The organism is Stenotrophomonas sp. CASM106, assembly GCF_049384825.1.
GTDB lineage: Bacteria > Pseudomonadota > Gammaproteobacteria > Xanthomonadales > Xanthomonadaceae > Stenotrophomonas > Stenotrophomonas muris.
The window spans coordinates 162,501-183,008 of the sequence record NZ_JBMRFS010000001.1 but is presented as its reverse complement, the minus strand read 5'-3'; the positions used below and the strand labels follow the sequence as shown (position 1 = coordinate 183,008).

Below are 20,508 nucleotides of genomic sequence, written 5' to 3'. Positions count from 1 at the left end.
CACCATCGTCACGAATCCACCTTTTGCGATGGCCCCATGACCGTTGGCGTACGTCCGTCAATCATCACCTGGCTGGCCAGCACGTCTCGATACGCGCTGCTGGCCGGCCTCCTGCTGGCGCCCCACTTCGCCAACGCCGCTGCGGTGTGTGTCATCCGATCGAGCCACCGCATGCTGCTGGTGCAGGACCTCGCTTCGCGCTGGCAACTTCCCGGTGGCGGCGCCGAGCCCGCTGAAACACCGCAGCAGAATGCGCTGCGGGAAACCCTGGAGGAGACCGGCATTGAAGCCACGATCTCCGGCGTGCTGGCGACCGAAGGCAGCGTACACGTCTTCGGCTGCCAGGCCCGAAGCCCGCTGCAGGCGCAGGGCCACGCCGTCAATGTACTGGGCGCGCCGCACCTTGGGCGCGAGACCATCCAGGCGCGACTGGTCACCCGCGACGAAGCACGCCAGCTGCGGACCCGTTTCCCGGACCAGCTTGAGCGCGCTTTCGAACGTTTACCCGATGTGCCCGATACCGCGCTGCAGCCCGTGGCTGGGTTTGACCCAGCAACGCCTTTCCGTGAAGCAGAGCTTCAGCGGGTCAAGCAGACGCAGCAATGGCCGCTGGGCCCCGTCGCCACGGTCGGCAACGTACTGGGCGAGTTCTGGTTCTACCTGCTGACCATGCCGGTGCTGTGGGTCGTCTTCGGCGCGCGCGTCGCGCGATTGATGCTGATGACGCTGATGCTGGTGACCGTGGTCGTGCAGGGCTTGAAAGCGTGGGTGGCAGTGCCGCGGCCTTTCAGCTTCGACCCCAGCCTGAGCCTGTCCGGCGCCGGCGGCCCGGCCATGCCCAGCGGACATACGGCCAGCGCGACGGCGTTCTTCCTGCTGATTGCATTGTGGCTGGCAGGCAGGAGCGCCGGCAAAGGCCGCTATTGGCGGCACCTGGGGCTGGGGGTGCTTGCACTGATGGCCGGGTTGCTGGCCGGGCTGTCGCGGGTCTGGCTGGGCGTCCATTACTGGTCGGACGTAGGCGTCGGGTTGTTGCTGGGCGTACTGTCCGCAGTGGCAATTCGTGAGCTTGAGCGCCGGCTGTCCTGCAGCCAGAAGCCCGGGCGCGACGAGCGCGCAGGCTGGGCGGTGTTGGCGGTCGCCAGCCTGGCGGCGGGCCTCTCTTGGTGGACCATGGCCATGCTGCTGCCGCTCAGCGTGGCCGTTGCCTGCGCATTTGCACCACGCCGGGCGCAGGAGCTGTCCTCAGCGCGCTCTGCCGCCGTGCTGCTGGCCGGCCTGTTGCTGTTGGCGGGGTTCTGCCTGCCCGCTGCGCAGCGCGCCGAACCCTTTGTGTTCGCTGCCAGCCTGCAGGCCATGGTGTTCGCCGCCATGGGCCTGTGGATCGCGTGGGGTGCCGGTGCCGTGGCGACCTGGCGCTCGAAGAACCCGTAGAGCCAGGCCATGCCTGGCTGGCGCCAGGCCGATCCGCCAAGAGCATCCACGCATGGCGTGGATCTACTGAAATTCCCGGTAGAGCCGGGCCATGCCTGGCTCGTTTCACTCAGGGTGCAGGCGATAGATGGCGTGGCTGGTCAACGCCAGTGCGGCCAGCTTCAGACCTTCCATCACGCGATCGCCCACGTACTGTTCCGGGCCACCGTTCTGCCGGGCGCGTTCGGCCGCCAGCAGGATCTCCTGCACGATACGCAGCCCGGCCAGTGCGCCATCGGCGTCGGCCAGCGCCAGGCACCGGCCCGGCAGCTGATGACGCTCTGGCCAGGGCTGGCCATCGGCGGCGGCGCCCAGCCCGATGCGATGCAGCAGGGCCGTCAGGTTGTTGGGATCGGGCGGGATGTCGTGTCCTTCATCGGCATTGGCCGGGGCGCGCTGATGGGGGAACTCCGATGCATTCATGGCGGGTCTCCGTGCAAGGCATGCGGGACCACCGCCCTTAACAATCAAGGCGGCGGACGGTACGTGGCTGGAAATCCGGTGGTCGCGTAAGCACTGACCGGCAGGTGGGTTTTCACCCACCTCCACGCACCGCCCGCCATAAAGCTCGAACGGAATGCCAGCCGACGCCGCACAAGGCGACGCCGGCTGGCGAGCGCAAACTACATGCGACCAACGGGGTTTCCAGGCCCCGGCCATCCTTTATCGATGGCAACCCATCATGTGCACAACGATGTGGCAGGCGCCAACAACCCAAGTGCAAAGACAGCAACGTTCACGCAGCCGCAGCATTGTCGCATATCGATAATCGAGCCGAAAATTCAACAACTTGCACCATGCCGATGGCAGCATGCTCCACCCGCATCGGCACCGCGCGTTCCTTGACCGCGTCCGGCTTTCAAGACAGGCGACATGCCAGTTCCGACATTACGCAAGCAGATGGGCAACCAGCGCCAGCACCGCCAGATGCCCCACGTAGTACCCGTAGAACATCCAGCGCCAACGCGGCAGTTGCCACGTCATCCGCGTCGCCAGCAGCACTATCGGAATGGCCAGCAGCGCCCAGCCGTTGTGGTTGGCCCAGCACACCGCCGCAAGCGCGAGCAGGCGCAGCAACCATGCTCGATGCCGGAACGCGATCCAGGCCAGCAGCACAGCGCCAACGCCGGCCCACTGGTAATCCACGAGCATCGGCAGCACGCCGGCAGCCAGCAACAGCAGCACAGGCCGATTGTTCGCAAGCGCATGCACGGCCACCGCCGCCAAGGTGAAGGTGAGCAGGATGTTGAGCGGCAGCCAGGAACCGAACGCGAAGGCGTGCAACGGCTGCGCGATCAGCCCCCATAGCGCGAGCCGGCGGATCGATTTGCGCAGGTCGGCGCCCGGCTGGGCCAGGTTGCAGGCCATCACCAGCGCGAACAGCGGGAAGGCGATACGCCCCAGTTCGCTGACCACCGGCACGTAGCCCCCGAACACCACCTTGGCCACGTGGTCGCCGGTCATGGCCAGCAGCGCGATCCACTTCAACAGCTCGCGCGCGCCGCTGCCGAGGCTGAGGTTGAACGTGGACGTCCCGGTCGTGGTCGCTTGCATCGCGGAAGCTTATGCGCATCGGCCAGCGCATTTCCAGCGCCGCGCAGGAGCCCGCCACTGCAAGCCGGAGATGGCGGCGCTATGCTGGCCGCCCCTGCTTGTGAGATACCTGCCATGCGCACCCTGTACCCGGCCATCGAGCCCTACCGCGAATTCACCCTGCCGGTGAGCGATCTGCACACGCTGCATATCGAAGAGTGCGGCACGCCGGAGGGCATTCCGGTGGTGTACCTGCACGGTGGCCCGGGCGCCGGTATCTCGCCGACCCATCGGCGCTTCTTCGACCCGGCGCGCTACCGCATCGTGCTGATCGACCAGCGCGGCAGCGGCCGTTCCACGCCGTTCGGCGAGCTGCGCGACAACACCACGCAGGACCTGGTGGCGGACATCGAAAAGGTGCGTGAGCACCTGGGCATCGAGCGCTGGCTGGTCTATGGCGGCTCCTGGGGCTCCACGCTGTCGCTGGCCTACGCGCAGGCGCATCCGGAACGCGCCACCGGCCTGATCGTGCGTGGCGTATTCCTCGGTCGTGAGATCGAGAACCGCTGGTTCGCCGAGGCCGATGGCGGTGCGCGCTGGATCTTCCCGGAGCGCTGGGACCGCTACGAGGCTTATATCCCGGAAGCCGAGCGTGGCGACATGATCGCGGCCTACTGGGCGCGCATGGATGGCCCGGATCAATCAACCCGCATCGAAGCCGCGCAGGCCTGGTTGGGCTGGGAAGACAATGCGGCCACCCTGCAGCACGACGTGGATACCGAATCCACCGATGATCCGCTGGATACCCTGGCGAAGGCCCGCATCGAAGCGCACTACTTCCGCAACGGCATCTTCCTGGAGCCGGACCAGCTGCTGCGCAACATCGAACGCATCCGCCACCTGCCCGGCGTGATCGTGCAGGGGCGCTACGACATCATCTGCCCGCCGCGCAGCGCGTGGGACCTGGCGAAGGCCTGGCCGGAAGCGCGCCTGGAGATGGTGACCTCCGGCCACAGCGCCAACGAGCCGGCCACGGTCGATGCGCTGGTGCGGGCGACGGATGCCTTTGCCGACCGGTTCTGAACGCCTGGGGTAGTGCCGGCCGCTGGCCGGCACCCCGCAACACACTCCCGCGTGCGACTACGGGTTGGCGTCAAACACCACGGTCATGTTGCCCTCCCAATGCGAGCCTGGCGCCTTCAGCATCTCTGTTACGGCGTCCCGTCCTGCGGTGAACCGCAAGGTCGACCGCCGCTGCATCAGATAGCCATCCGGTGTGAAGCGCGGCGCCTGTGCGTCGTCGGGCGACAGCGGTGTGTCCTGCGCCGGGCGCCCATCGCGCAGATTGCGCATGCCGGGCAGGGTGACGTCCACATCCACCGGTACAACCTCCCCAAGCGTCTGATTGCGAATGCCGCAGCGATTGCCCGCGTCGTGCTCACACCGCAGCTTCATGCTGAAGTCCATCGACGTAGTCAGGTAGAAAGGGAGCTCCTGATAGAGGCGTGCCGGGGTTAGGCCATGATCGTTCCACTGTGCCCAGCCTCCTTCCGGGGCAAGCTTGACGGTTGGACGCTCGCTTGCAAAACGCACCTTGAAGTCGTGGACCACGTCCAGCAACAGCTGCAGTGTCAGCTCCGAGTCGGAATAGTCACCCTGCCCCAGGTCGATCTGCTGCCCGTTGCCAACCGTGTACGTCACGCTGCCGCTGTACTGTCCATCCTGCGCCCGCAACGGATTAGGGGTTTCAAGGTGATAGCCAATGGAGAATCGCAGATAGTTCGCGACGGAATCGGTGGTAGCACGCGGATTGCGCGCGCAGACCGCACTGCGCTCTGGCACTTCCCAGGCGTATCGATAGAACGTCGCATTTCCAACGCCCGTTCGTCCGGCGCAACCTCCTGTAGATGATCCATATAGCCCGGGTGACGTGCCATCGTGAGCCAAACCCCACTCCATGCCGACGAGGAACAGTCGTATGCGCGCCTTCAGTTCATGGCCTGCGGCGTTGACAACCGTCACGTCGCGCCAGTTTCCATCGGCGCCGAGGTACCACTTCTCGCGCGCCTCCTCCCCCCCCCCGAACAGCCGCCGCTGGCTGACGTTCAGGCCCGTGTTGATGGTGAAGTCGCCTGGCTTGCAGTAGCCCGAGTGCTGGGCACAGTACCCTGATTGCGGTGTGGTATTGACGAAACGGTTGTGGGTGGGATCAAGCGCCGTCGGCCTGAACTCCGCGGTAATCTGCAGATCTACCGCACGCGCAGGCGGCAGCGGCAGGAACAGCAGGAGCCCAACGAGGTAGAGTGCGATGGATGATTGGAATGTTCGAGAACGAAGTACAGTGTTTGCCATGACGTAGTTTCTCCTGCGTTCGCTCACGGACCTGCCAGTGGGGCTGGACATCCGACGGTGCCCACCATCAACACATCCCCTTCCCTGGGGTAGCGCCCCTCCTCCATCGTCAGCGTGCAGCTGACCAGGTTGGGGTAACGCAACTCCACCACCGGCGCACGGGCGCTCAGTTCCAGGGTAAAGAAGCCGTCCTCCTGGCTGACGCTGCGGCCGGCGTGGTTGATCACCTGCACGCCGCGCACGCCGTTGCCGTCTGCATCCAGTACCTGGCCCATGACGGTGAAGGTGCGCAGCACGTCCAGCGTGGCATGCATCACGCCGCCCTTGTTGAGGTGATAGCTGACGACCGAGGGCTGCAGCGTTGCCGACGGCGCATGCCGGCCCTGGAAATCGAACTGCACGTGGCCTGCGCGATACGCGGCCACCGGAACGAAGTTGCGGCCCGGGCGCAGCGCAACGCCGCCACCGTGGCTGTCGTCCGCACGCAGGGCAAGATCGGGATAATCGCTGCGGACATCGACAATCAGCCCGGTATCGGCGCTTCTGCCGCGCCCCTGCCCCAGCACGGCGGCGCGCCCACCGCCAATGACCACGGTGCTGTCGAGGTTGGCGGTGCCGCTGATGCGACCCGACGCCGCGCCGCGGTAGACCTGCATGTCACCTTCCACAAACGCGCCCTGCAGCGAGGCACCCGCGCCTGCGCCCAGCCCGCCCCGTTCGGCGGTGACCGTGCCATTCACGCTCTGCAGTACCGCTCCGTCCACGCGCTGTGTGGCGGTCGCGGTCACATAGGTGTCGCGGCGTCCGGCTTCGCCGGTGCGGCTGCCCAGGCTGCCGCTGTAGCTGCGTCGATCGCTGCCCAGCGACACACTCACCGTCAGGTCGATGCCGCGTTGCCGCCGGTACCCCGTGTAGCGGGCGCCGGGGCGGTCATAGGCGGAAACGCGCCAGTTGACATCATGCTTGCCGAACACCGTCTCCCGGCGCCCGTACGAGACATCGATGCCGGTCCCGCGGGTGAAGCCCGAACTGCGGGCCACGCGCAGGCTGGCAGTGTCGCGGTGCCCGAAACGATGCGTGATCGAGATGGCCGTGGTCTCCTGCCAGCCGCCGCGGGTCTCCCAGCGTGGGGCGCTGCTCGCATCCGCCACGACGCGCTCGCGCTGTTCCACCCAACCGCGCGCATGGTTGGCCACCACCGAGCCGGCACGATAGCCGTACAGGCCCTGCAGGTCCACGCCGCGCCCGGCGTCGCTGGAGGTATAGACATTGGTGTAGGTGCTGAAGCGGTCACTGGCCTGCCAGTCCATCGACACACCCGCCGCATGCCGCGCGCCGATCCGCTGCACGGTGGCCCCGGCCACCGCACGGGAATGCAACAGGTAATTGACCACGGCACCGGCCGCGGCGCCGCCCTCGCGGGCGCTTCCGGCGCTGGCCAGCAACCCGCGCTGCTGCCCTGCGAACGCGCTGTAGCGCCACCGCCGGCTGGGATCCTGCCAGCGGCTGGGCTTGTGGATGGAGGCGCTTTCGCGGGACGCTTCGCGGCCGTCCTGGACCACCCGCAGTTCCACATCGTAGATCCCGCCGGGTAGCCGGCGCGTATCGATTTCCTGGATGCCGGGCTTGACGGCCTGCGTGGACAGCAGGTTCCCGTCGCGGTAGATCTCCACCACGCCTTCGCCGCTGGCGGTGACATAGACGGGATAGACACTGGGGCTTCGCGTATCGGCCAGCAGCACGTCCGAGGATCCGAACAGCAGGCCCAGCGCCGTATCGTTCTGCGTACCCGGCGCGCGGGGCTGGCGCACAATGCCCTCGAAGCTGGGCAGGAAGTAGCCGGCGCGAACGAAGTGATCTCCCAGTTCGCGCTGGGCATACAGGGCACTGAGGTAGTGCTCGCTGCTGCCGGGCTGGGCGTAGTATTGGTAGCTGCCAACCGTGCTCCAGTGGCCGGCACTGCCGCGCAGTTCGGCGCTGTAGCGTACGGTGGCCTGCTGTTCCTGGCCGCCGTGCACGGCAAGACTGTTGCGCACGATCAACCCCCGGCTGCCCGCGTCCGGCAAGGCGATGTGGCGCCGCTCCTTCTGCGCGCCGGCAGGCGTCAGCACGCTCAGCAGCGAGTTGGACAGACTGTAGTGCAGCGCTGCCATGCCCCGGCACTGCTGCCTGCATACGCCCAGCGCCATCGGTTCAGCGAGCTGCTCGCCCCAACGGGCACGCTCGGTCTGTGCCAGCCGGCTTTCGTGGCTGTCACCAAAGCCGATCACCTGCACCCGGTTGTCTTCGTGCAGCAGAACCTCGGCGTCACCCAGATACTGGCCGTCCAGCTCCACGCGCACGGTGAGCGGGTTGCCAAACAGGTGCTCGCGGAACTCGGCCGGCATGCGTTCGCGCTGCTGCAGCAGGCTGGGCAGCTCGCCCGGCGCGAGGCCGGCCGCATGCGCTGAGGTGGCAAGGACCACGGCACCGATCGCGGTCGCGAGCCGGGCCAGTCGGAATCGACGGTGGTTGGAGGACGAGAGCATGGGCGCTGTTCCGGCGTCCCCGCCGCATCATTGGATGCGACGGGGCGCCTGAAAGGACTCAGGGGGTGATGTCGCTTTCGAAGATCATGTGGAACTGGCCGCCGTAGCTGCCCTGCTTGTAGCCGCCCGTCGGCGCAGTCGGCGCAATGGCGAAGGCCAGCGACTTGCCCGCGGCGGCCTGGGCCGCGTTGGCAACGGTGATCTTGGCGGCGGCGGTTGCCGGAACCTCCACGTTGTCCAGCTTCACCACCAGGTCCACGACGTCTGCGGCCGACGCCATCTGTGCCGGCGACGTCAGGTAGGCGGTGATGGCAGCCGGCGACTTGATGTTGATGACGCGCCCGGTCAGTTCGCCCAGGGTTTCGCGCGCGGTGTCCCACGGCAGGTTCTGCGGCAGGCCTTCCCAGCCGTCAGGCGTGGACACCTGCAGGCCAGCGGTGTTCGGGACGTCGGCGGTCACGTTGACGGTGATCGACTTGGATTCGGTGGCTGCCAGGCTGACAGCCGGTGCGATGAGGGCTGCAGCGGCTGCAGCCAGGGCGTACTTCTTCAGGGACATGGAAATGCTCCGGGATCGGTGGATGGATACGATGGGATACGACGCCAGGACGAAGACACAGCCTCCCCGCCGGGCGCCTGGCGAACCCGGTGGGGACGTTGCAGAAAGGGGAGATGGGCGGACGATCAGCGGCGCGAGTCGATGCTGCGGCGGTCGTCGCCCTCCCTCAGGTCGTAGCGGGCGAACCGGCTGTCGTCGGCCTGCAGCGCATAGGTTCGCCCGGGCCGGACATGGACGATGATGCCGGGCGTGCAGGCATCCGGACTGCTTCGCTCGCAGTACCGCAGGTTGTCCAGCACCACCGTGGCGTTGCCACCGTTGTGCACGTGACCGTCCTGCACACGGGTGTCATAGCGCGTGTTCCGCGGTGCCACGAACAGGATGGTGCCGTAGCCGGTGAACACGCGAACTGCCGAAGTCAGCCCGGTGATCTCCTGCACCTGCGCATCACTGAGCGAAAACTCCTCGGCGCTCGGCACCACCGGAATGAAGCGCAGCCGGTAGTAGCGCTCCTCATCGCGGTCACCGCGATAGACCAGGCGCGTCGCCTGTTGGCCATTGGCGGCAATGATCAGGCGGCTGGGGCTGGCGATCACCCCGTGCGCGCCAGGTGCATTGCGTACCAGCGCCACGGTGTCCACTGGCGTTTCGACAACCTTGCCGTCTGCATCGAAGTGCATCTCGGTGACCTCAACGCGCACGTATGCGGTCACATCACCGGTATTGCGTATGCGCTTGAGCAGGTTGCTCTGCGCGGGCGCAAGATGATCGAACAGGAGACCCACGTTGATCTGTGGTGTCGTGGCATGGGCGCTGCTGACGAACAGGGCCAGCAGGATCAGAATGAGTGCGCGTTGCATGACGAACTCGCGGGGGAGAGGCGAGCGGTTAGTTTCACGGCAGATTTACAATCAGGCCATGCAACAACTTGCAAAAAGGTCAGATATTTCCGACCTTCCAAAGCGACTCCGCCTGGGTCAGCCCGGAAATCCTGTTCGCGCACTCGGCCGCGGCGCACCGGCCCGTTGCACGTTTCGCTACGGCACGCCCTGGAACAGCATCGACGGCCGGTACACGCATGGGGCGTGCGGGTGAACGGTGGCCCACCGCCATCTGGTGACCCGGTCGGTTCTTCGCAGCTCGCTTACCGATCCGGGCCGAATATCCGGCCGTGGCCATCCACAGCCATGGCCCGCGCCCCCACTTCTGGAGCCTGTCATGACCGGTATTCGCTGCGTTTCTGCTGTCCTCCTCATCACCATCGGCCTGCTGCTGGGCGCCTGTTCCAGAACCCAGGAGGCGAGCAAGGCCACCGCCGCCGAGGACGTCACCGAAGTGAAGCTGATACCGCCGTATGAGTCGCTGGACAAGGACAAGGACGGCATCGTCACGCTGGCCGAAGTGGATGCCGTGGCACCCGACTGGGCCGAGCGCCTGCATGCCTGCGATACCGACCGTGACAAGACGTTGACCCGTGGCGAGTACGACGTCTGCAAGCAGACCAGCGGCGCGCATTGACCCACCACTGAACCCTCGATCGGCACCGCATACGCCCGGCTATACCAAGGTATAGCCGGGCTAACCCACGGGCCTCTAGGCCTGCCCCATTCAGGGGCGGACAATAGCGCCACTGGCCAGGGCAACCCTGGCTGGCCCCCTCCCCTCATGGAGACGCAGATGGACCCCGACCCTGCCGGGCGCACCGCGCCCCGGATGCCCGCTTGTTGCCTGTTCCTGGCGCCTGCCCGCCGGTCCCTGCCTGCCTGAGTGACGGGGGATCGCCAGGCGCCGCCTGCCTGGAGATCACCCCCATGTCCTACAAGATCCTCTACATCACCCTGCGCCGCCTGATTGGCGAGCGCGATGTTGCCGCCCTGCGCAGCCAGTTGCTGCAGCACGGCCCGGTCATGTTCGCCCGTTCGCTGTCGCTCGGTTCGCCGCGCGTGGTGGCTGACGCGCTGTCGCTGCTGCCGATCAGCGAGCGGATCACCGTGCTGCGCCATCTGCCCTACCCACTGCGCGATGCGATGAAGCCGCTGTGCATTGGTGGCAGCCAGCGCCTGCACATGCAGCCGTGGTCGCCGGCGGTGCTGGCGATGCGCCACGCCTGAACTGTCTCACCCATTCCGTTCGTGTTCCGGCTGCGGCCGGCTCTGACATTCGAGGAGCGTCCCATGAGCCTGCTCAACGCCTGGTTCAATGCCTTCCTGCGCAGCCGTCGCGCAGGCAACCTGTTCCGCCGCCGCGCGATGCCCGAAGCCGGCTTTGGCCCGGGCAGCGCCGAGGCCGCGCCGTTCGCGCTTACCACCGGCCTGGTCACCCTTGCCCAGCAGGAGGAAGCCGAGCTGCTGGCCACGCTGGAGTCGCATGCCGATGGCCTCAGCCCGCATGAAGCCGAGGAGCGGCTGGCCACGCTCGGCCCCAACGAGGTGGATCACGAAAAGCCGCTGCCGTGGTGGCGGCACCTGTGGCAGTGCTACCGCAACCCGTTCAACCTGCTGCTGACCGTACTGGCCGCGGTGTCCTGGCTGACCGAGGACATCAAGGCCACCGTGGTGATCGGTGCGATGGTGCTGCTGTCCACGCTGATCCGCTTCGTGCAGGAAGGCCGCTCCAACCGTGCCGCCGAGCGGCTGAAGGCACTGGTCGGCAACACCGCGCGCGTGCTGCGCCGCAATCCGGGCACCGAGGCCGCCGATGTGGCCGACCAGTACTTCGGTGCGCACCTGCACAGCCGTCGCCCGGCACGCCTGCTGGACCTGCCGATCCGTGAGCTGGTGCCCGGTGACCACATCGTGCTGTCGGCCGGCGACATGATTCCGGCCGATTGCCGCGTACTGACCGCCAAGGACCTGTTCGTGGCACAGGCCGCAATGACCGGCGAATCGCTGCCGGTGGAAAAGTTCGCGCACCCCGGCGATGGCCTGGCCGGCCTGCTGGAGCAGCACAACCTGCTGTTCATGGGCACCAACGTGGTGTCAGGCACCGCCACCGCCGTGGTGCTGGCCACCGGCAACCGCACCTACTTCGGCACGCTGGCCCAGCGCAGCACCGCTACCGACCGTGCGCCCACCGCGTTCCAGGCCGGCGTCAACAGTGTCAGCTGGCTGCTGATCCGCTTCGCGCTGGTGATGGTGCCGTTCGTGCTGCTGATCAACGGCTGGACCAAGGGTGACTGGACCGAGGCGTTCCTGTTCGCGCTGTCGGTAGCGGTGGGCTTGACGCCGGAAATGCTGCCGATGATCGTCACCTCCACCCTGGCCAAGGGTGCGGTGCTGCTGTCGCGGCGCAAGGTGATCGTCAAGCGCCTGGATGCGATCCAGAACTTCGGCGCGATGGAAGTGCTGTGCACCGACAAGACCGGCACGCTCACCCAGGACAGGATCGCGCTGGAGCGCCACACCGATGTGTTCGGTCACGATTCGGAAGACGTGCTGAAGTTCGCTTACCTCAACAGCCACTTCCAGACCGGGCTGATCAACCTGCTGGACCGCGCGGTGCTGGAGCACGTGGAGCTGCAGAGTTCGCTGCGGCTGTCGCAGGACTACCACAAGGTGGATGAGATCCCGTTCGACTTCGAGCGCCGCCGCATGTCGGTGGTAGTGTCCGAGCGCGAGGACCATCATGAGCTGATCTGCAAGGGCGCGGTGGAAGAAATGCTGGCGGTGTGCAGTACCGTTCGCGAGAACGGCCGGGACATGCCACTGGACGAGCACCGCCTGGCCCGCGTGCGGCAGACCACCGAGGAACTGAACGAGCAGGGTCTGCGCGTCGTGGCGGTGGCGATGAAGGAGACCGCTGCCAGCCAGACCACCTATTCTCAGGCCGACGAGTGCGACCTGACCCTGGTCGGCTACGTGGCCTTCCTGGACCCGCCGAAGGAATCGGCAGCGCAGGCGCTGCAGGCGCTGGCCGCGCATGGCGTGGAGGTCAAGGTCTTCACCGGTGACAACGAACTGGTGACCGCCCGCGTCTGCGCACAGGTGGGGCTGGACGCGGACACCATCCTGACCGGCCCGCAGATCGAGCGCATGGACGACGGCGCGCTGTCGCGGGCGCTGCACCACCATCGCGTGTTTGCCCGGCTGACGCCGCTGCACAAGGAGCGGCTGGTACGCGAGCTGCGGGCGCAGGGCAAGGTGGTCGGCTTCCTCGGTGACGGCATCAACGATGCGCCGGCGCTGCGCGCAGCCGATATCGGCATCAGCGTGGACAGCGCGGTGGACATTGCCAAGGAGGCGGCCGACATCATCCTGCTGGAAAAGAACCTGATGGTGCTGGAGGAAGGCGTCATCCAGGGCCGGCGCACGTTCAACAACATGCTGAAGTACATCCGCATGACCGCCAGCTCCAACTTCGGCAATGTGTTCTCGGTGCTGGTGGCCTCGGCCTTCCTGCCGTTCCTGCCGATGCTGCCGCTGCAGCTGCTGGTGCAGAACCTGCTGTATGACATCTCGCAGATCGCCATTCCGTTCGACAATGTGGATGAGGAACTGGTACGCAAGCCGCTGAAGTGGAACCCGGCGGACATCGGCCGCTTCATGGTGTTCTTCGGGCCGATCAGCTCGCTCTTCGACCTGAGCTGTTTCGCGCTGATGTGGTACGTGTTCGATGCACGCACGCCGGCCGACCAGGGCCTGTTCCAGTCCGGCTGGTTCGTGGTCGGCCTGCTGACCCAGACCCTGATCGTGCACATGATCCGCACGCCGAAGGTGCCGTTCCTGCAGAGCATCGCCGCGCCGCCACTGCTGCTGATGACCGGCCTGATCATGGCCATCGGCGTGGCCCTGCCGATGAGCCCGCTGGCCGGCTACTTCAAGCTGCAGGCGCTGCCGGTTGGCTATTGGCCGTTCCTGGTGGCGATCCTGTTCGGCTATGCGGTGCTGACCACCGCGCTGAAGAAGTTCTACACCCGTCGTTACGGCTGGCAGTAAGCGCCCGCCGCTTTGTCTAGGGAGAAACACAATGGACATCAATCCGAACCTGCCGGCGTTCAACGCCGGCGCAACCCTGAGTTCGCTGATCAGCCTGTCGGTGGCGTTCGTGCTGGGCACGGTCATCGGCCTGGAGCGGCAGCTGCGGCAACGCACCGCCGGCCTGCGTACCAATACGCTGGTGGCGGTGGGTGCGGCAGTGTTCGTCGATCTGGCGGTGCGCTTCCATGACCTGTACGGCGGACCACCCTCGCCGCTGCATGTGGTGGCCTATGTGATCTCCGGCGTCGGCTTCCTCGGCGCCGGCGCGATCATGAAGGACGGCGCGCAGGTGTCCGGCCTGAACACCGCCGCCACCCTGTGGGGGTCGGCGGCGGTGGGAGCATGTGCAGGTATCAAGCTGCTGCCGGAAGCGGTGCTGGCCGCCGTCTTCGTGCTGGCCGCCAATACCCTGCTGCGGCCGGTGGTGAACCGCATCCAGCGGCAACCGCTGCCGGAAGCGTTCAGCGAGGCGACCTATGCGATCAACGTGGTCTGCCAGCGCGAGCAGCAGGCCGAGGTGCTGGACCAGCTGTTGCTGCTGCTTGAGCAGGCGCAGTACCCGGTGCGCGCGGTGGACCAGCGCCCGTTCGGCGAGCGCGATGTGGAGATCGAAGCGGTGTTGTATGCCACCACCGTGGATGCCGGCGAACTGGACGCCGTACTTGCGACGCTGGCGACCACGCCCGGTGTGCTGCAGGGATTCTGGAACGCCAGCCTGGAGGAGTAGTGCCGGCCGCTGGCCGGCAACACCGTGCACCGCTTTGGTAGGTGCCGACCTTGGTCGGCAGAGAACCCTCAGAGACCGTGTCCATCCCTGCGGTAGTGCCGGCCGCTGGCCGGCAACCTCATGCGCTCCGGCAACACCGTGCAGTTGCCGGCCAGCGGCCGGCACTACCAGGCATCGTTCTGGCTTGTGCCGACCAACGGTCGGCACCCACAGCAAAAGAGCCTGCCGACCAAGATCGGCATCTGCCGATGGCGGCTTTGCTATCCTTTCACCCCACGCCAGGGAGCCGTCCCGATGCCATCGCTGTCGCCCCGTCGCCCGCTGGTGCTGCTGGCCCTGATCGTCGTGATGGCCGCGATCTTCCTGATCGACACCGTCACCGATTACGCGGTTGCTGCTGCCTGCTTCTACGCAGCGGTCATCCTCGCGGCATCGCGCGTGCTGGCCGCCCGCGGCCTGATCACGCTGGCCATCGCCTGCATCGCGCTGACCGGGCTGAGCTTCTTCCTGACCCGCTTCGGCACCTACCGCATCGGCCTGGTCAATTCGGTGATCGGCATGCTGGTGATCGGCATCACCACCTACCTCGCCCTGAACATGGAAGCGGCCAAGGCCGCCGTGCAGGAAGCGCAGGGTCGCCTGCTGCGGGTCGCCCGCGCCTCCACCGTGGGCGAACTCACCACCTCCATCGCCCATGAAGTGAACCAGCCGCTGGCGGCCATCGCCAGCAGCGCCGAAGCCTGCCAACGCTGGCTGGCCCAGGACCCGCCCAACGTGGACAAGGCCCGGCAGACCGTAGCCCGCATCCTGGCGGACGCGCACCGCGCAGGCGATGTGATCGCCCGCATCCGCGGCCTGACCCAGGGCGCGGCACCGGAACGACTTGCCTTCGACCTGAACCAGGCGGTGGAGGAAATGCTGGCGTTGTCGCGCAGCGAACTGGACCGGCATGGCGTGGCCGTGGCCCTGCTGCTGGACGCCGACCTGCCGCCGGTGCAGGCCGACCGCGTACAGGTGCAGCAGGTGATCGGCAACCTCATCCTCAATGCGGTGGATGCAATGGAAGCCGTACCCGCAGGCGACCGGCGTCTGTCGCTGCTGACCCGGCGTGAGGGCCAACGGGTCAGCCTCAGCGTACGCGATCGTGGCGTCGGCCTGCCCGCCGAGCATCCCGAGCGCGTGTTCGACGCGTTCTGGACCACCAAGTCGCACGGGTTGGGGCTGGGCCTCAGCCTGAGCCGCTCGATGATCGAGGCCAACGACGGCCAGGTCCGCGCCGAACGACCGGCAGGCGGCGGTGCCTGCTTCGTCTTCGACCTGCCCGTCGCCACGGATGTCCACCATGCGTAAGCCCACTGCACCCCTCGCCGATCCGGCGCCCATTGTCTATGTGGTCGACGACGATCCGTCGGTGCGCGCGGCGCTGGAAGACCTGCTGGCCTCGATGGGCCTGCAGGTGCGGGCCTTCGCCTCCACCCAGGCGTTCCTCGAACACGACCTGGAAGACGCGCCGGCCTGCCTGGTGCTGGACGTGCGCATGCCCGGCCAGAGCGGTCTTGAATTCCATGGCACGATGGGCAGCCATGGCCTGCAGCTCCCCGTGGTGTTCATCACCGGCCACGGCGACATCGCGATGGGTGTCAACGCGATCAAGGACGGTGCCATCGAATTCCTGACCAAGCCCTTTCGCGACCAGGAACTGCTGGATGCGATCCACAAGGGCATCGAGATCGACCGCCAGCGCCGCCGCGAGGGCGAGGCGCTCGATGCCCTCCAGCAGCGCTGGAACACGCTCAACACGGGTGAGCGCGAGGTGGTCGATGGCGTGGTGCGTGGCCGCCTCAACAAGCAGATTGCCGGCGACCTCGGCGTCAGCGAGATCACGGTGAAGGTGCGCCGCGCGCAGGTGATGCGCAAGATGGGCGCGCGCACCCTGGTCGACCTGGTGCGCATGTACGACCGCCTGCAGGCGGGGACGCCATGAACGTCCACGTCGCCTTGCTGCGCGCGGTCAACGTCGGCGGTACCGGCAGGCTGCCGATGCGCGAACTGGCGGCGATGTGCAAGGACGCAGGCTTCGCCGATGTCCGCACGTACATCGCCAGCGGCAACGTGGTGTTGCGCAGCTCGCTCGACGAGGCGGGCGTGCGCCAGGCCCTCGGCCAGCAGCTCCAGGAATATGCCGGCAAGCCGGTAGGCGTACTGGTGCGATCGGCCAGCGAGATCGCAGGTGTGGTGGCACGCAATCCGTTTCAGCAGGCCGCCGGCAACCGTGTGGTCGCCCTGTTCCTGGACGGCAGCCTGCCTGCGGACCCGCTTGATGGCGTGACCGGCCGGCGCGACGAACAGCTTGCACTCGGCACGCGCGAGATCTTCATCCACTACGGCGCCGGCATGGCCGACTCGCGCCTACGCATTCCCGGCACGGCACAGGGCACGGCGCGCAATCTCAACACCGTCGCTAGGCTAGCGGCGATGGCAGCGGAACTCCGCTAGGGTTCTTCCGGCAGGCTGTAGACCAGCCGGTAGTCATGGCGGCCCTCGCTGATGGTGATCTCCAGCGTGCCGCTCAGGCCGAGCAGTCCTTCACTGCCCGAGTCGGGCACCACCACCACGCTCAGCTGCGGCGTGCCACGGGTCATCAACCCGTTGTGCTGCAGGGTGAACCCACCCTGGCGCCCGGCCAGCGTGGCCGTTACCCGTTCCATCGCCACGTAGCCGGCCGAGCCCTGCACCGGCGTGCGGAAGGCCAGCATCTGGCCGACGCTGCTGCCGTGCAGGTCGCCGGCGAAGGTCTTGTTGATCGACATCACCGCAATCGGGCCGTCATTGCCACCGATCGGCCGCAGATCCACTTCAAACGTACCGTGTGCTTCGCCCTGCATCCTGCTCTCCCCTCTGGTCGGTTGAACGCTGCTACTTCTTCGTGGCCAGCACGATCACCCCGGCCAGCACCAGGCCGATGCCGCTCCACTCCCGCAGGCTGGGCCGCTCGCCCAGCAGAAGATAGGCCAGCACGATCACCAGCACCACGCTGAACTTGTCCACCACGGCCACCTTGGCCAGCTCACCGCTCTGTAGTGCGCGGAAGTAGAACAGCCACGACGCACCGGTGGCCAGCGCCGACAGCACCAGGAACAGCTGGGTGCGCCCCGGCAGCAGCAACGGGTTGGACCATTTGCCGGTGGCCACCACCAGCGGCAGGATCACCGCCGCCACCACCAGGGTACGGATGGCCATGGCCAGGTCCGGATCGACACCCTTGACGCCGACCTTGGCGAACAGCGCGGTCAGCGCTGCGAACACGGCGGACAGTCCCGCCCAGAGCAACCATTGCGGTACGTTCTGCACGAAGCCCTCGCTTGCCGCAACCGATGAGCGTGCGCCAACGCTACTCCACCCTGCCATCGGTGGGGCTTCACCTGCCCATCACCGCCGCTACAATGGGACGGAATCGCCAGGGGGGCGATCTGCAGGGAATGCGCCATGCTTGAACAGGACACCACCCTCGCCCATACCGGGCCGTCGGCCCTTGACCGGGCCCGCCTGTCGTGCGCCGCACGGCTGCCGCTCCCCTTCCCCTTCGTTTCGCAGCAACCTGCCCGTTCCGCGCGGCAGGTTCCTCATTGCCTGCCCTGACCGGAGCCGTCGAAATGTCCGAGAACACCCTCCTTGCCACGCCGGCCGCTACCGCGCCGATCAAGTACCTCGACCGCGCCATGGCCACGCTGCGCAGCCTGGGCCTGGCCGCTCCCCAGGACAACAACGCTCCGGCCATCGCGCTGGTCTCGCAGCTGTCCACCCTTGACCAGGGCCGCGTGGTGGCCATTGCCCGCGTGCTGCAGCAGTCCGGGCATTTCAATGCCGTGATGCGTGATGAAATCAGCTCGGCCAAGGTGTCCGACCGCTATACCGAGATCATCCGCGCCTTCGACAGCATCCGTGACGATGCCAGCACCATGGTCGAGCAGGTGCGCGACGGCAGGATCGACATGGGCGAGCGCCTGCAGAACCTGTGGATGAAGGTCACCCGCGGCGACATCCCGAGCCGGTTCGAGAAGATCCGCCGCACATTTCTGGAAGTCAGCCGCGATTCGGCCGAGCAGCTGCAGCGCGAGTCGCGCGTGCTGGAGATGTACGGCGACTTCCGCCTGTCGATCAAGGATGCCGAGATCCAGGCCCATGAGCTGTTGAAGCTGCAGGAGCAGGCGCTGGCCGATGCCCGCGAGGCGCTGAAGCAGGCGCAGCAGCGCGTGGAGTCGGCCGATCCGGCCGCCGATGCCGCCGACACCGGCCGCCTGGTCATGGCCCGCGATGAGGCCCTGCGCAACAACCAGGCCGAGGAGTCGCGCTACCAGCTGGCCAAGGACCTGGCCGAGAACCTGCAGGTGAACTACGCCACCTCCGAGGCGATCATGCTGCGCGTGCACCAGTCGCACGAGATCAAGCGCCGCGTCAACGAGCGCTCGGTGGTGTTCTTCTCCACCAATGAAACCAGCTTCACCGCCTTGAACCTGGCCTTCACCACGCAGATGGGCCTGCATGAGTCCACGCAGGCGCTCAATGCGATGACCGAGGGCACCTCCAAGGGCCTGGAAGCGGTGGCCAACATCGGCGATGACGTGCTGCACGAGGGCCTCAAGGCCGGCTACGGCGCCACCATCGGCGTCGATTCGGTGCGCAAGCTGGTCGATGCGGTGGTGCACTTCCAGGAGACCTCGCTGCAGGAGATCGAGCAGCTGCGCGGCCAGGCGACCCGCGACTCGGCCGAGATCGCCGAGTATGTCGAACAGGGCAAGCAGCGCTTCGCCGCCCTGCTGCAGGCGCCGCCGAGCCCGGAGTCGCGCTGAGGTGAGTGCGACGATGGCCCCTGCCGAGCTGCAGGATGCACTGCTGACCATGGATGTGGTCGACCAGCTGCGCTACCGCAACGCCGAAATGAAGGCGCTGGCCGACAGCGGCCATGACAAGGCGACGCTGAAGCAGCGCCTGCTTGAGCTGTACCGCTCGCAGGGCATCGAGGTCTCCGACGAGATCCTTGAGGCCGGCATCCAGGCCCAGCGCGAGCAGCGCTACCTCTACACCGCGCCGCGTGGCTGGAAGGCGTGGCTGGCGCGGCGCTGGATCGATCGGGCCCGCCTGTTGAAGTGGGCGCTGCTGGCGGCCTTCCTGCTGCTGGTGCTCGGCATGCTGCTGTTCATGGCGCGCAGCTTCGGAGCGTTCGTGCACGAGAGCAACGTGCAGAAGAACGTGCAGGTGCTGAACGACAAGGTGGCCGCGCAGCAACAGGAGGCTGCTGCAGCGCGCGCCCTGCTGGCCGCACAGGAACAGGCCCTGCAGGGGCTGCTGCCACGTGCCACCGCCAGCGGTGGGCGCCTGCAGCCACTGGCCGAAGGCGCACAGGCCGCGCTGGCCGAAGCACAGCGGCGCTTCGCCGGGGTTCCCGCCGCACTGGCCGCACAGCCGACCCTTGTGCGCAAGGACAAGCTCACCCGGCTCAGCAGTGGTGGCAGTGCCACCGGCGAGCAGGCGGCCGCGCAGGTTGAGCAGCATCGGCAGGCCGCCGCGCAGCTGCTGGCGAATGCCAGGGAAACCCTGCCGCCGCTGACCGAGCGGGTGAACATTCTCGGCCAGGCGATCGAGGCCAGCGAGCTGCTGGATACCACCAACGCCGCTGCAAAGGCGGCACGCCTCGCGCCGGATGCAGAGCAGGCGCACGCACGCGCCTACACCGGCGGCGACGTGGCACTGCGCGCGGGCGACATCGCCGCGGCCGGCCAGGCGGTAGCGACCCTGAAGGAGCTGATCGGCAGCGCCGCCACGCTGGCCGCGCTCAACGAGCGGTTGGCCGAGCTCAAGGCCGACGGCCTCGCCACCGGTGTCGCCGGCGAAGACCGCAAGCGCTTCGAACGTGCGCTGGAGCAGGCCGCCCGCCTGATCCGGGTCGAGACGCTGGCCGAAGCCGGGCCGGCCCTGGACGAGGTCAGCCAGCTGGTGGGGCTGCTGTCGCAGACCCTGGTCTACCGCATCGTCAACCGTGACGATGAACGCACCGGCGTCTGGCGCTACAACGAAAAGGCCAATGGTGGCCGCAACTACTATCTGGTGACCGAAGCGCTGGACGAGGCCGGCAATGCTGCCGAACTGCCGATCCGTAACGAGGAAACCGGCAAGGAGGAACGGGTCTCGGTGTTTGCCGTGCGCGTGCCCGAGGCCACCTACAACCGGGTTGCCGCCGACAAGCAGGACAACGGCATCATCGAAGATGACCAGATCGGCAGCAAGCCGCGCGGCAGCCTGTCGCCGCGGTTCCGCATGCCCGCCACCGGTGGCTACATCACCCAATGGTGATGGGTAAGG

The 20,508-nt window shown here is 67.1% G+C and carries 19 protein-coding genes; 11 read left to right on the top strand and 8 right to left on the bottom strand.

What is annotated here, in order from left to right; all coding sequences use genetic code 11:
* Positions 1 to 36 precede the first annotated feature (36 nt).
* Complete coding sequence (locus VG556_RS00815; RefSeq protein WP_049406608.1) at positions 37 to 1,434, top strand: phosphatase PAP2 family protein; 1,398 nt, start codon at positions 37 to 39, stop codon at positions 1,432 to 1,434.
* Between the two features lie 105 nt (positions 1,435 to 1,539).
* Here VG556_RS00815 and VG556_RS00810 read toward each other — a convergent pair whose 3' ends face one another.
* A complete protein-coding gene (locus tag VG556_RS00810; RefSeq protein WP_032962681.1) occupies positions 1,540 to 1,896 on the bottom strand; it encodes a hypothetical protein in 357 nt (118 codons plus the stop codon).
* Between the two features lie 465 nt (positions 1,897 to 2,361).
* Entirely contained in the window at positions 2,362 to 3,027 is a 666-nt protein-coding gene (locus VG556_RS00805) for a TraX family protein (RefSeq protein ID WP_049406611.1), read from the bottom strand.
* Positions 3,028 to 3,141: 114 nt separating this feature from the next.
* On the opposite strand from VG556_RS00805, the gene pip reads away from it, so the two are divergent.
* Positions 3,142 to 4,089: a prolyl aminopeptidase gene (gene pip / locus VG556_RS00800; protein ID WP_049406614.1), complete on the top strand. Its 948-nt coding sequence runs from the start codon at positions 3,142 to 3,144 to the stop codon at positions 4,087 to 4,089.
* Between the two features lie 57 nt (positions 4,090 to 4,146).
* Here pip and VG556_RS00795 read toward each other — a convergent pair whose 3' ends face one another.
* The 4 genes from VG556_RS00795 to VG556_RS00780 all read right to left on the bottom strand — a co-directional run bounded on the left by VG556_RS00795 (position 4,147) and on the right by VG556_RS00780 (position 9,305).
* A complete protein-coding gene (locus VG556_RS00795; protein WP_146257720.1) occupies positions 4,147 to 5,358 on the bottom strand; it encodes a hypothetical protein in 1,212 nt (403 codons plus the stop codon).
* Between the two features lie 23 nt (positions 5,359 to 5,381).
* Positions 5,382 to 7,886: a TcfC E-set like domain-containing protein gene (locus tag VG556_RS00790; protein WP_111144229.1), complete on the bottom strand. Its 2,505-nt coding sequence runs from the start codon at positions 7,884 to 7,886 to the stop codon at positions 5,382 to 5,384.
* A gap of 58 nt (positions 7,887 to 7,944) precedes the next feature.
* Positions 7,945 to 8,445: a CS1 type fimbrial major subunit gene (locus VG556_RS00785; RefSeq protein WP_049408751.1), complete on the bottom strand. Its 501-nt coding sequence runs from the start codon at positions 8,443 to 8,445 to the stop codon at positions 7,945 to 7,947.
* 125 nt (positions 8,446 to 8,570) lie between these two features.
* Positions 8,571 to 9,305, bottom strand: a complete 735-nt coding sequence (locus tag VG556_RS00780; RefSeq protein ID WP_049408750.1) for a CS1 fimbrial subunit B flags: Precursor — start codon at positions 9,303 to 9,305, stop codon at positions 8,571 to 8,573.
* A 358-nt stretch (positions 9,306 to 9,663) separates the two neighbouring features.
* On the opposite strand from VG556_RS00780, the gene VG556_RS00775 reads away from it, so the two are divergent.
* The 7 genes from VG556_RS00775 (at position 9,664) to VG556_RS00745 (ending at position 16,644) form a co-directional block, all read left to right on the top strand.
* On the top strand, positions 9,664 to 9,963 hold the full coding sequence (locus tag VG556_RS00775; protein WP_049408749.1) for a hypothetical protein: 300 nt from the start codon (positions 9,664 to 9,666) through the stop codon (positions 9,961 to 9,963).
* Positions 9,964 to 10,256: 293 nt separating this feature from the next.
* Complete coding sequence (locus VG556_RS00770) at positions 10,257 to 10,556, top strand: hypothetical protein (RefSeq protein WP_005413574.1); 300 nt, start codon at positions 10,257 to 10,259, stop codon at positions 10,554 to 10,556.
* A gap of 63 nt (positions 10,557 to 10,619) precedes the next feature.
* Positions 10,620 to 13,379 carry a magnesium-translocating P-type ATPase gene (mgtA, locus tag VG556_RS00765; RefSeq protein ID WP_100450123.1) on the top strand — a complete coding sequence of 920 codons (2,760 nt, stop codon included), beginning with the start codon at positions 10,620 to 10,622 and terminating at the stop codon, positions 13,377 to 13,379.
* A gap of 31 nt (positions 13,380 to 13,410) precedes the next feature.
* Positions 13,411 to 14,148: an MgtC/SapB family protein gene (locus VG556_RS00760; protein ID WP_005416700.1), complete on the top strand. Its 738-nt coding sequence runs from the start codon at positions 13,411 to 13,413 to the stop codon at positions 14,146 to 14,148.
* 294 nt (positions 14,149 to 14,442) lie between these two features.
* Positions 14,443 to 15,498 carry a sensor histidine kinase gene (locus VG556_RS00755; protein ID WP_049408755.1) on the top strand — a complete coding sequence of 352 codons (1,056 nt, stop codon included), beginning with the start codon at positions 14,443 to 14,445 and terminating at the stop codon, positions 15,496 to 15,498.
* Positions 15,491 to 16,132 (top strand): response regulator transcription factor, encoded by a 642-nt coding sequence (locus tag VG556_RS00750; RefSeq protein ID WP_049408746.1) that lies wholly within the window; start codon positions 15,491 to 15,493, stop codon positions 16,130 to 16,132. The genes VG556_RS00755 and VG556_RS00750 overlap by 8 nt, the downstream gene beginning before the upstream one ends.
* Positions 16,129 to 16,644 (top strand): DUF1697 domain-containing protein, encoded by a 516-nt coding sequence (locus VG556_RS00745; protein WP_049408745.1) that lies wholly within the window; start codon positions 16,129 to 16,131, stop codon positions 16,642 to 16,644. Before VG556_RS00750 ends, VG556_RS00745 begins: the two co-directional genes overlap by 4 nt.
* Here the strand turns inward: VG556_RS00745 and VG556_RS00740 are convergent.
* Together VG556_RS00740 and VG556_RS00735 are read right to left on the bottom strand one after the other, a co-directional pair.
* Positions 16,641 to 17,033, bottom strand: coding sequence for a DUF3224 domain-containing protein (locus tag VG556_RS00740; protein WP_049408744.1), 393 nt, complete (start codon positions 17,031 to 17,033; stop codon positions 16,641 to 16,643). The genes VG556_RS00745 and VG556_RS00740 overlap by 4 nt on opposite strands.
* A gap of 31 nt (positions 17,034 to 17,064) precedes the next feature.
* Positions 17,065 to 17,499 (bottom strand): EamA family transporter, encoded by a 435-nt coding sequence (locus VG556_RS00735; RefSeq protein ID WP_100450124.1) that lies wholly within the window; start codon positions 17,497 to 17,499, stop codon positions 17,065 to 17,067.
* 302 nt (positions 17,500 to 17,801) lie between these two features.
* On the opposite strand from VG556_RS00735, the gene VG556_RS00730 reads away from it, so the two are divergent.
* Both VG556_RS00730 and VG556_RS00725 read left to right on the top strand, forming a co-directional pair.
* Positions 17,802 to 18,998: a hypothetical protein gene (locus tag VG556_RS00730; protein ID WP_050483604.1), complete on the top strand. Its 1,197-nt coding sequence runs from the start codon at positions 17,802 to 17,804 to the stop codon at positions 18,996 to 18,998.
* Positions 18,999 to 19,011: 13 nt separating this feature from the next.
* Entirely contained in the window at positions 19,012 to 20,499 is a 1,488-nt protein-coding gene (locus tag VG556_RS00725; protein ID WP_100450125.1) for a DUF6384 family protein, read from the top strand.
* The last annotated feature ends 9 nt before the right edge of the window (positions 20,500 to 20,508 follow it).

Excerpts from the sequence above, each read along its gene's own strand:
- VG556_RS00815 (WP_049406608.1), top strand. The coding sequence starts at position 37 with ATGACCGTTGGCGTACGTCCGTCAATCATCACCTGGCTGGCCAGCACG.
- VG556_RS00810 (WP_032962681.1), bottom strand. The coding sequence starts at position 1,896 with ATGAATGCATCGGAGTTCCCCCATCAGCGCGCCCCGGCCAATGCCGAT.
- VG556_RS00805 (WP_049406611.1), bottom strand. The coding sequence starts at position 3,027 with ATGCAAGCGACCACGACCGGGACGTCCACGTTCAACCTCAGCCTCGGC.
- pip (WP_049406614.1), top strand. The coding sequence starts at position 3,142 with ATGCGCACCCTGTACCCGGCCATCGAGCCCTACCGCGAATTCACCCTG.
- VG556_RS00795 (WP_146257720.1), bottom strand. The coding sequence starts at position 5,358 with ATGGCAAACACTGTACTTCGTTCTCGAACATTCCAATCATCCATCGCA.
- VG556_RS00790 (WP_111144229.1), bottom strand. The coding sequence starts at position 7,886 with ATGCTCTCGTCCTCCAACCACCGTCGATTCCGACTGGCCCGGCTCGCG.
- VG556_RS00785 (WP_049408751.1), bottom strand. The coding sequence starts at position 8,445 with ATGTCCCTGAAGAAGTACGCCCTGGCTGCAGCCGCTGCAGCCCTCATC.
- VG556_RS00780 (WP_049408750.1), bottom strand. The coding sequence starts at position 9,305 with ATGCAACGCGCACTCATTCTGATCCTGCTGGCCCTGTTCGTCAGCAGC.
- VG556_RS00775 (WP_049408749.1), top strand. The coding sequence starts at position 9,664 with ATGACCGGTATTCGCTGCGTTTCTGCTGTCCTCCTCATCACCATCGGC.
- VG556_RS00770 (WP_005413574.1), top strand. The coding sequence starts at position 10,257 with ATGTCCTACAAGATCCTCTACATCACCCTGCGCCGCCTGATTGGCGAG.
- mgtA (WP_100450123.1), top strand. The coding sequence starts at position 10,620 with ATGAGCCTGCTCAACGCCTGGTTCAATGCCTTCCTGCGCAGCCGTCGC.
- VG556_RS00760 (WP_005416700.1), top strand. The coding sequence starts at position 13,411 with ATGGACATCAATCCGAACCTGCCGGCGTTCAACGCCGGCGCAACCCTG.
- VG556_RS00755 (WP_049408755.1), top strand. The coding sequence starts at position 14,443 with ATGCCATCGCTGTCGCCCCGTCGCCCGCTGGTGCTGCTGGCCCTGATC.
- VG556_RS00750 (WP_049408746.1), top strand. The coding sequence starts at position 15,491 with ATGCGTAAGCCCACTGCACCCCTCGCCGATCCGGCGCCCATTGTCTAT.
- VG556_RS00745 (WP_049408745.1), top strand. The coding sequence starts at position 16,129 with ATGAACGTCCACGTCGCCTTGCTGCGCGCGGTCAACGTCGGCGGTACC.
- VG556_RS00740 (WP_049408744.1), bottom strand. The coding sequence starts at position 17,033 with ATGCAGGGCGAAGCACACGGTACGTTTGAAGTGGATCTGCGGCCGATC.
- VG556_RS00730 (WP_050483604.1), top strand. The coding sequence starts at position 17,802 with ATGTCCGAGAACACCCTCCTTGCCACGCCGGCCGCTACCGCGCCGATC.
- VG556_RS00725 (WP_100450125.1), top strand. The coding sequence starts at position 19,012 with ATGGCCCCTGCCGAGCTGCAGGATGCACTGCTGACCATGGATGTGGTC.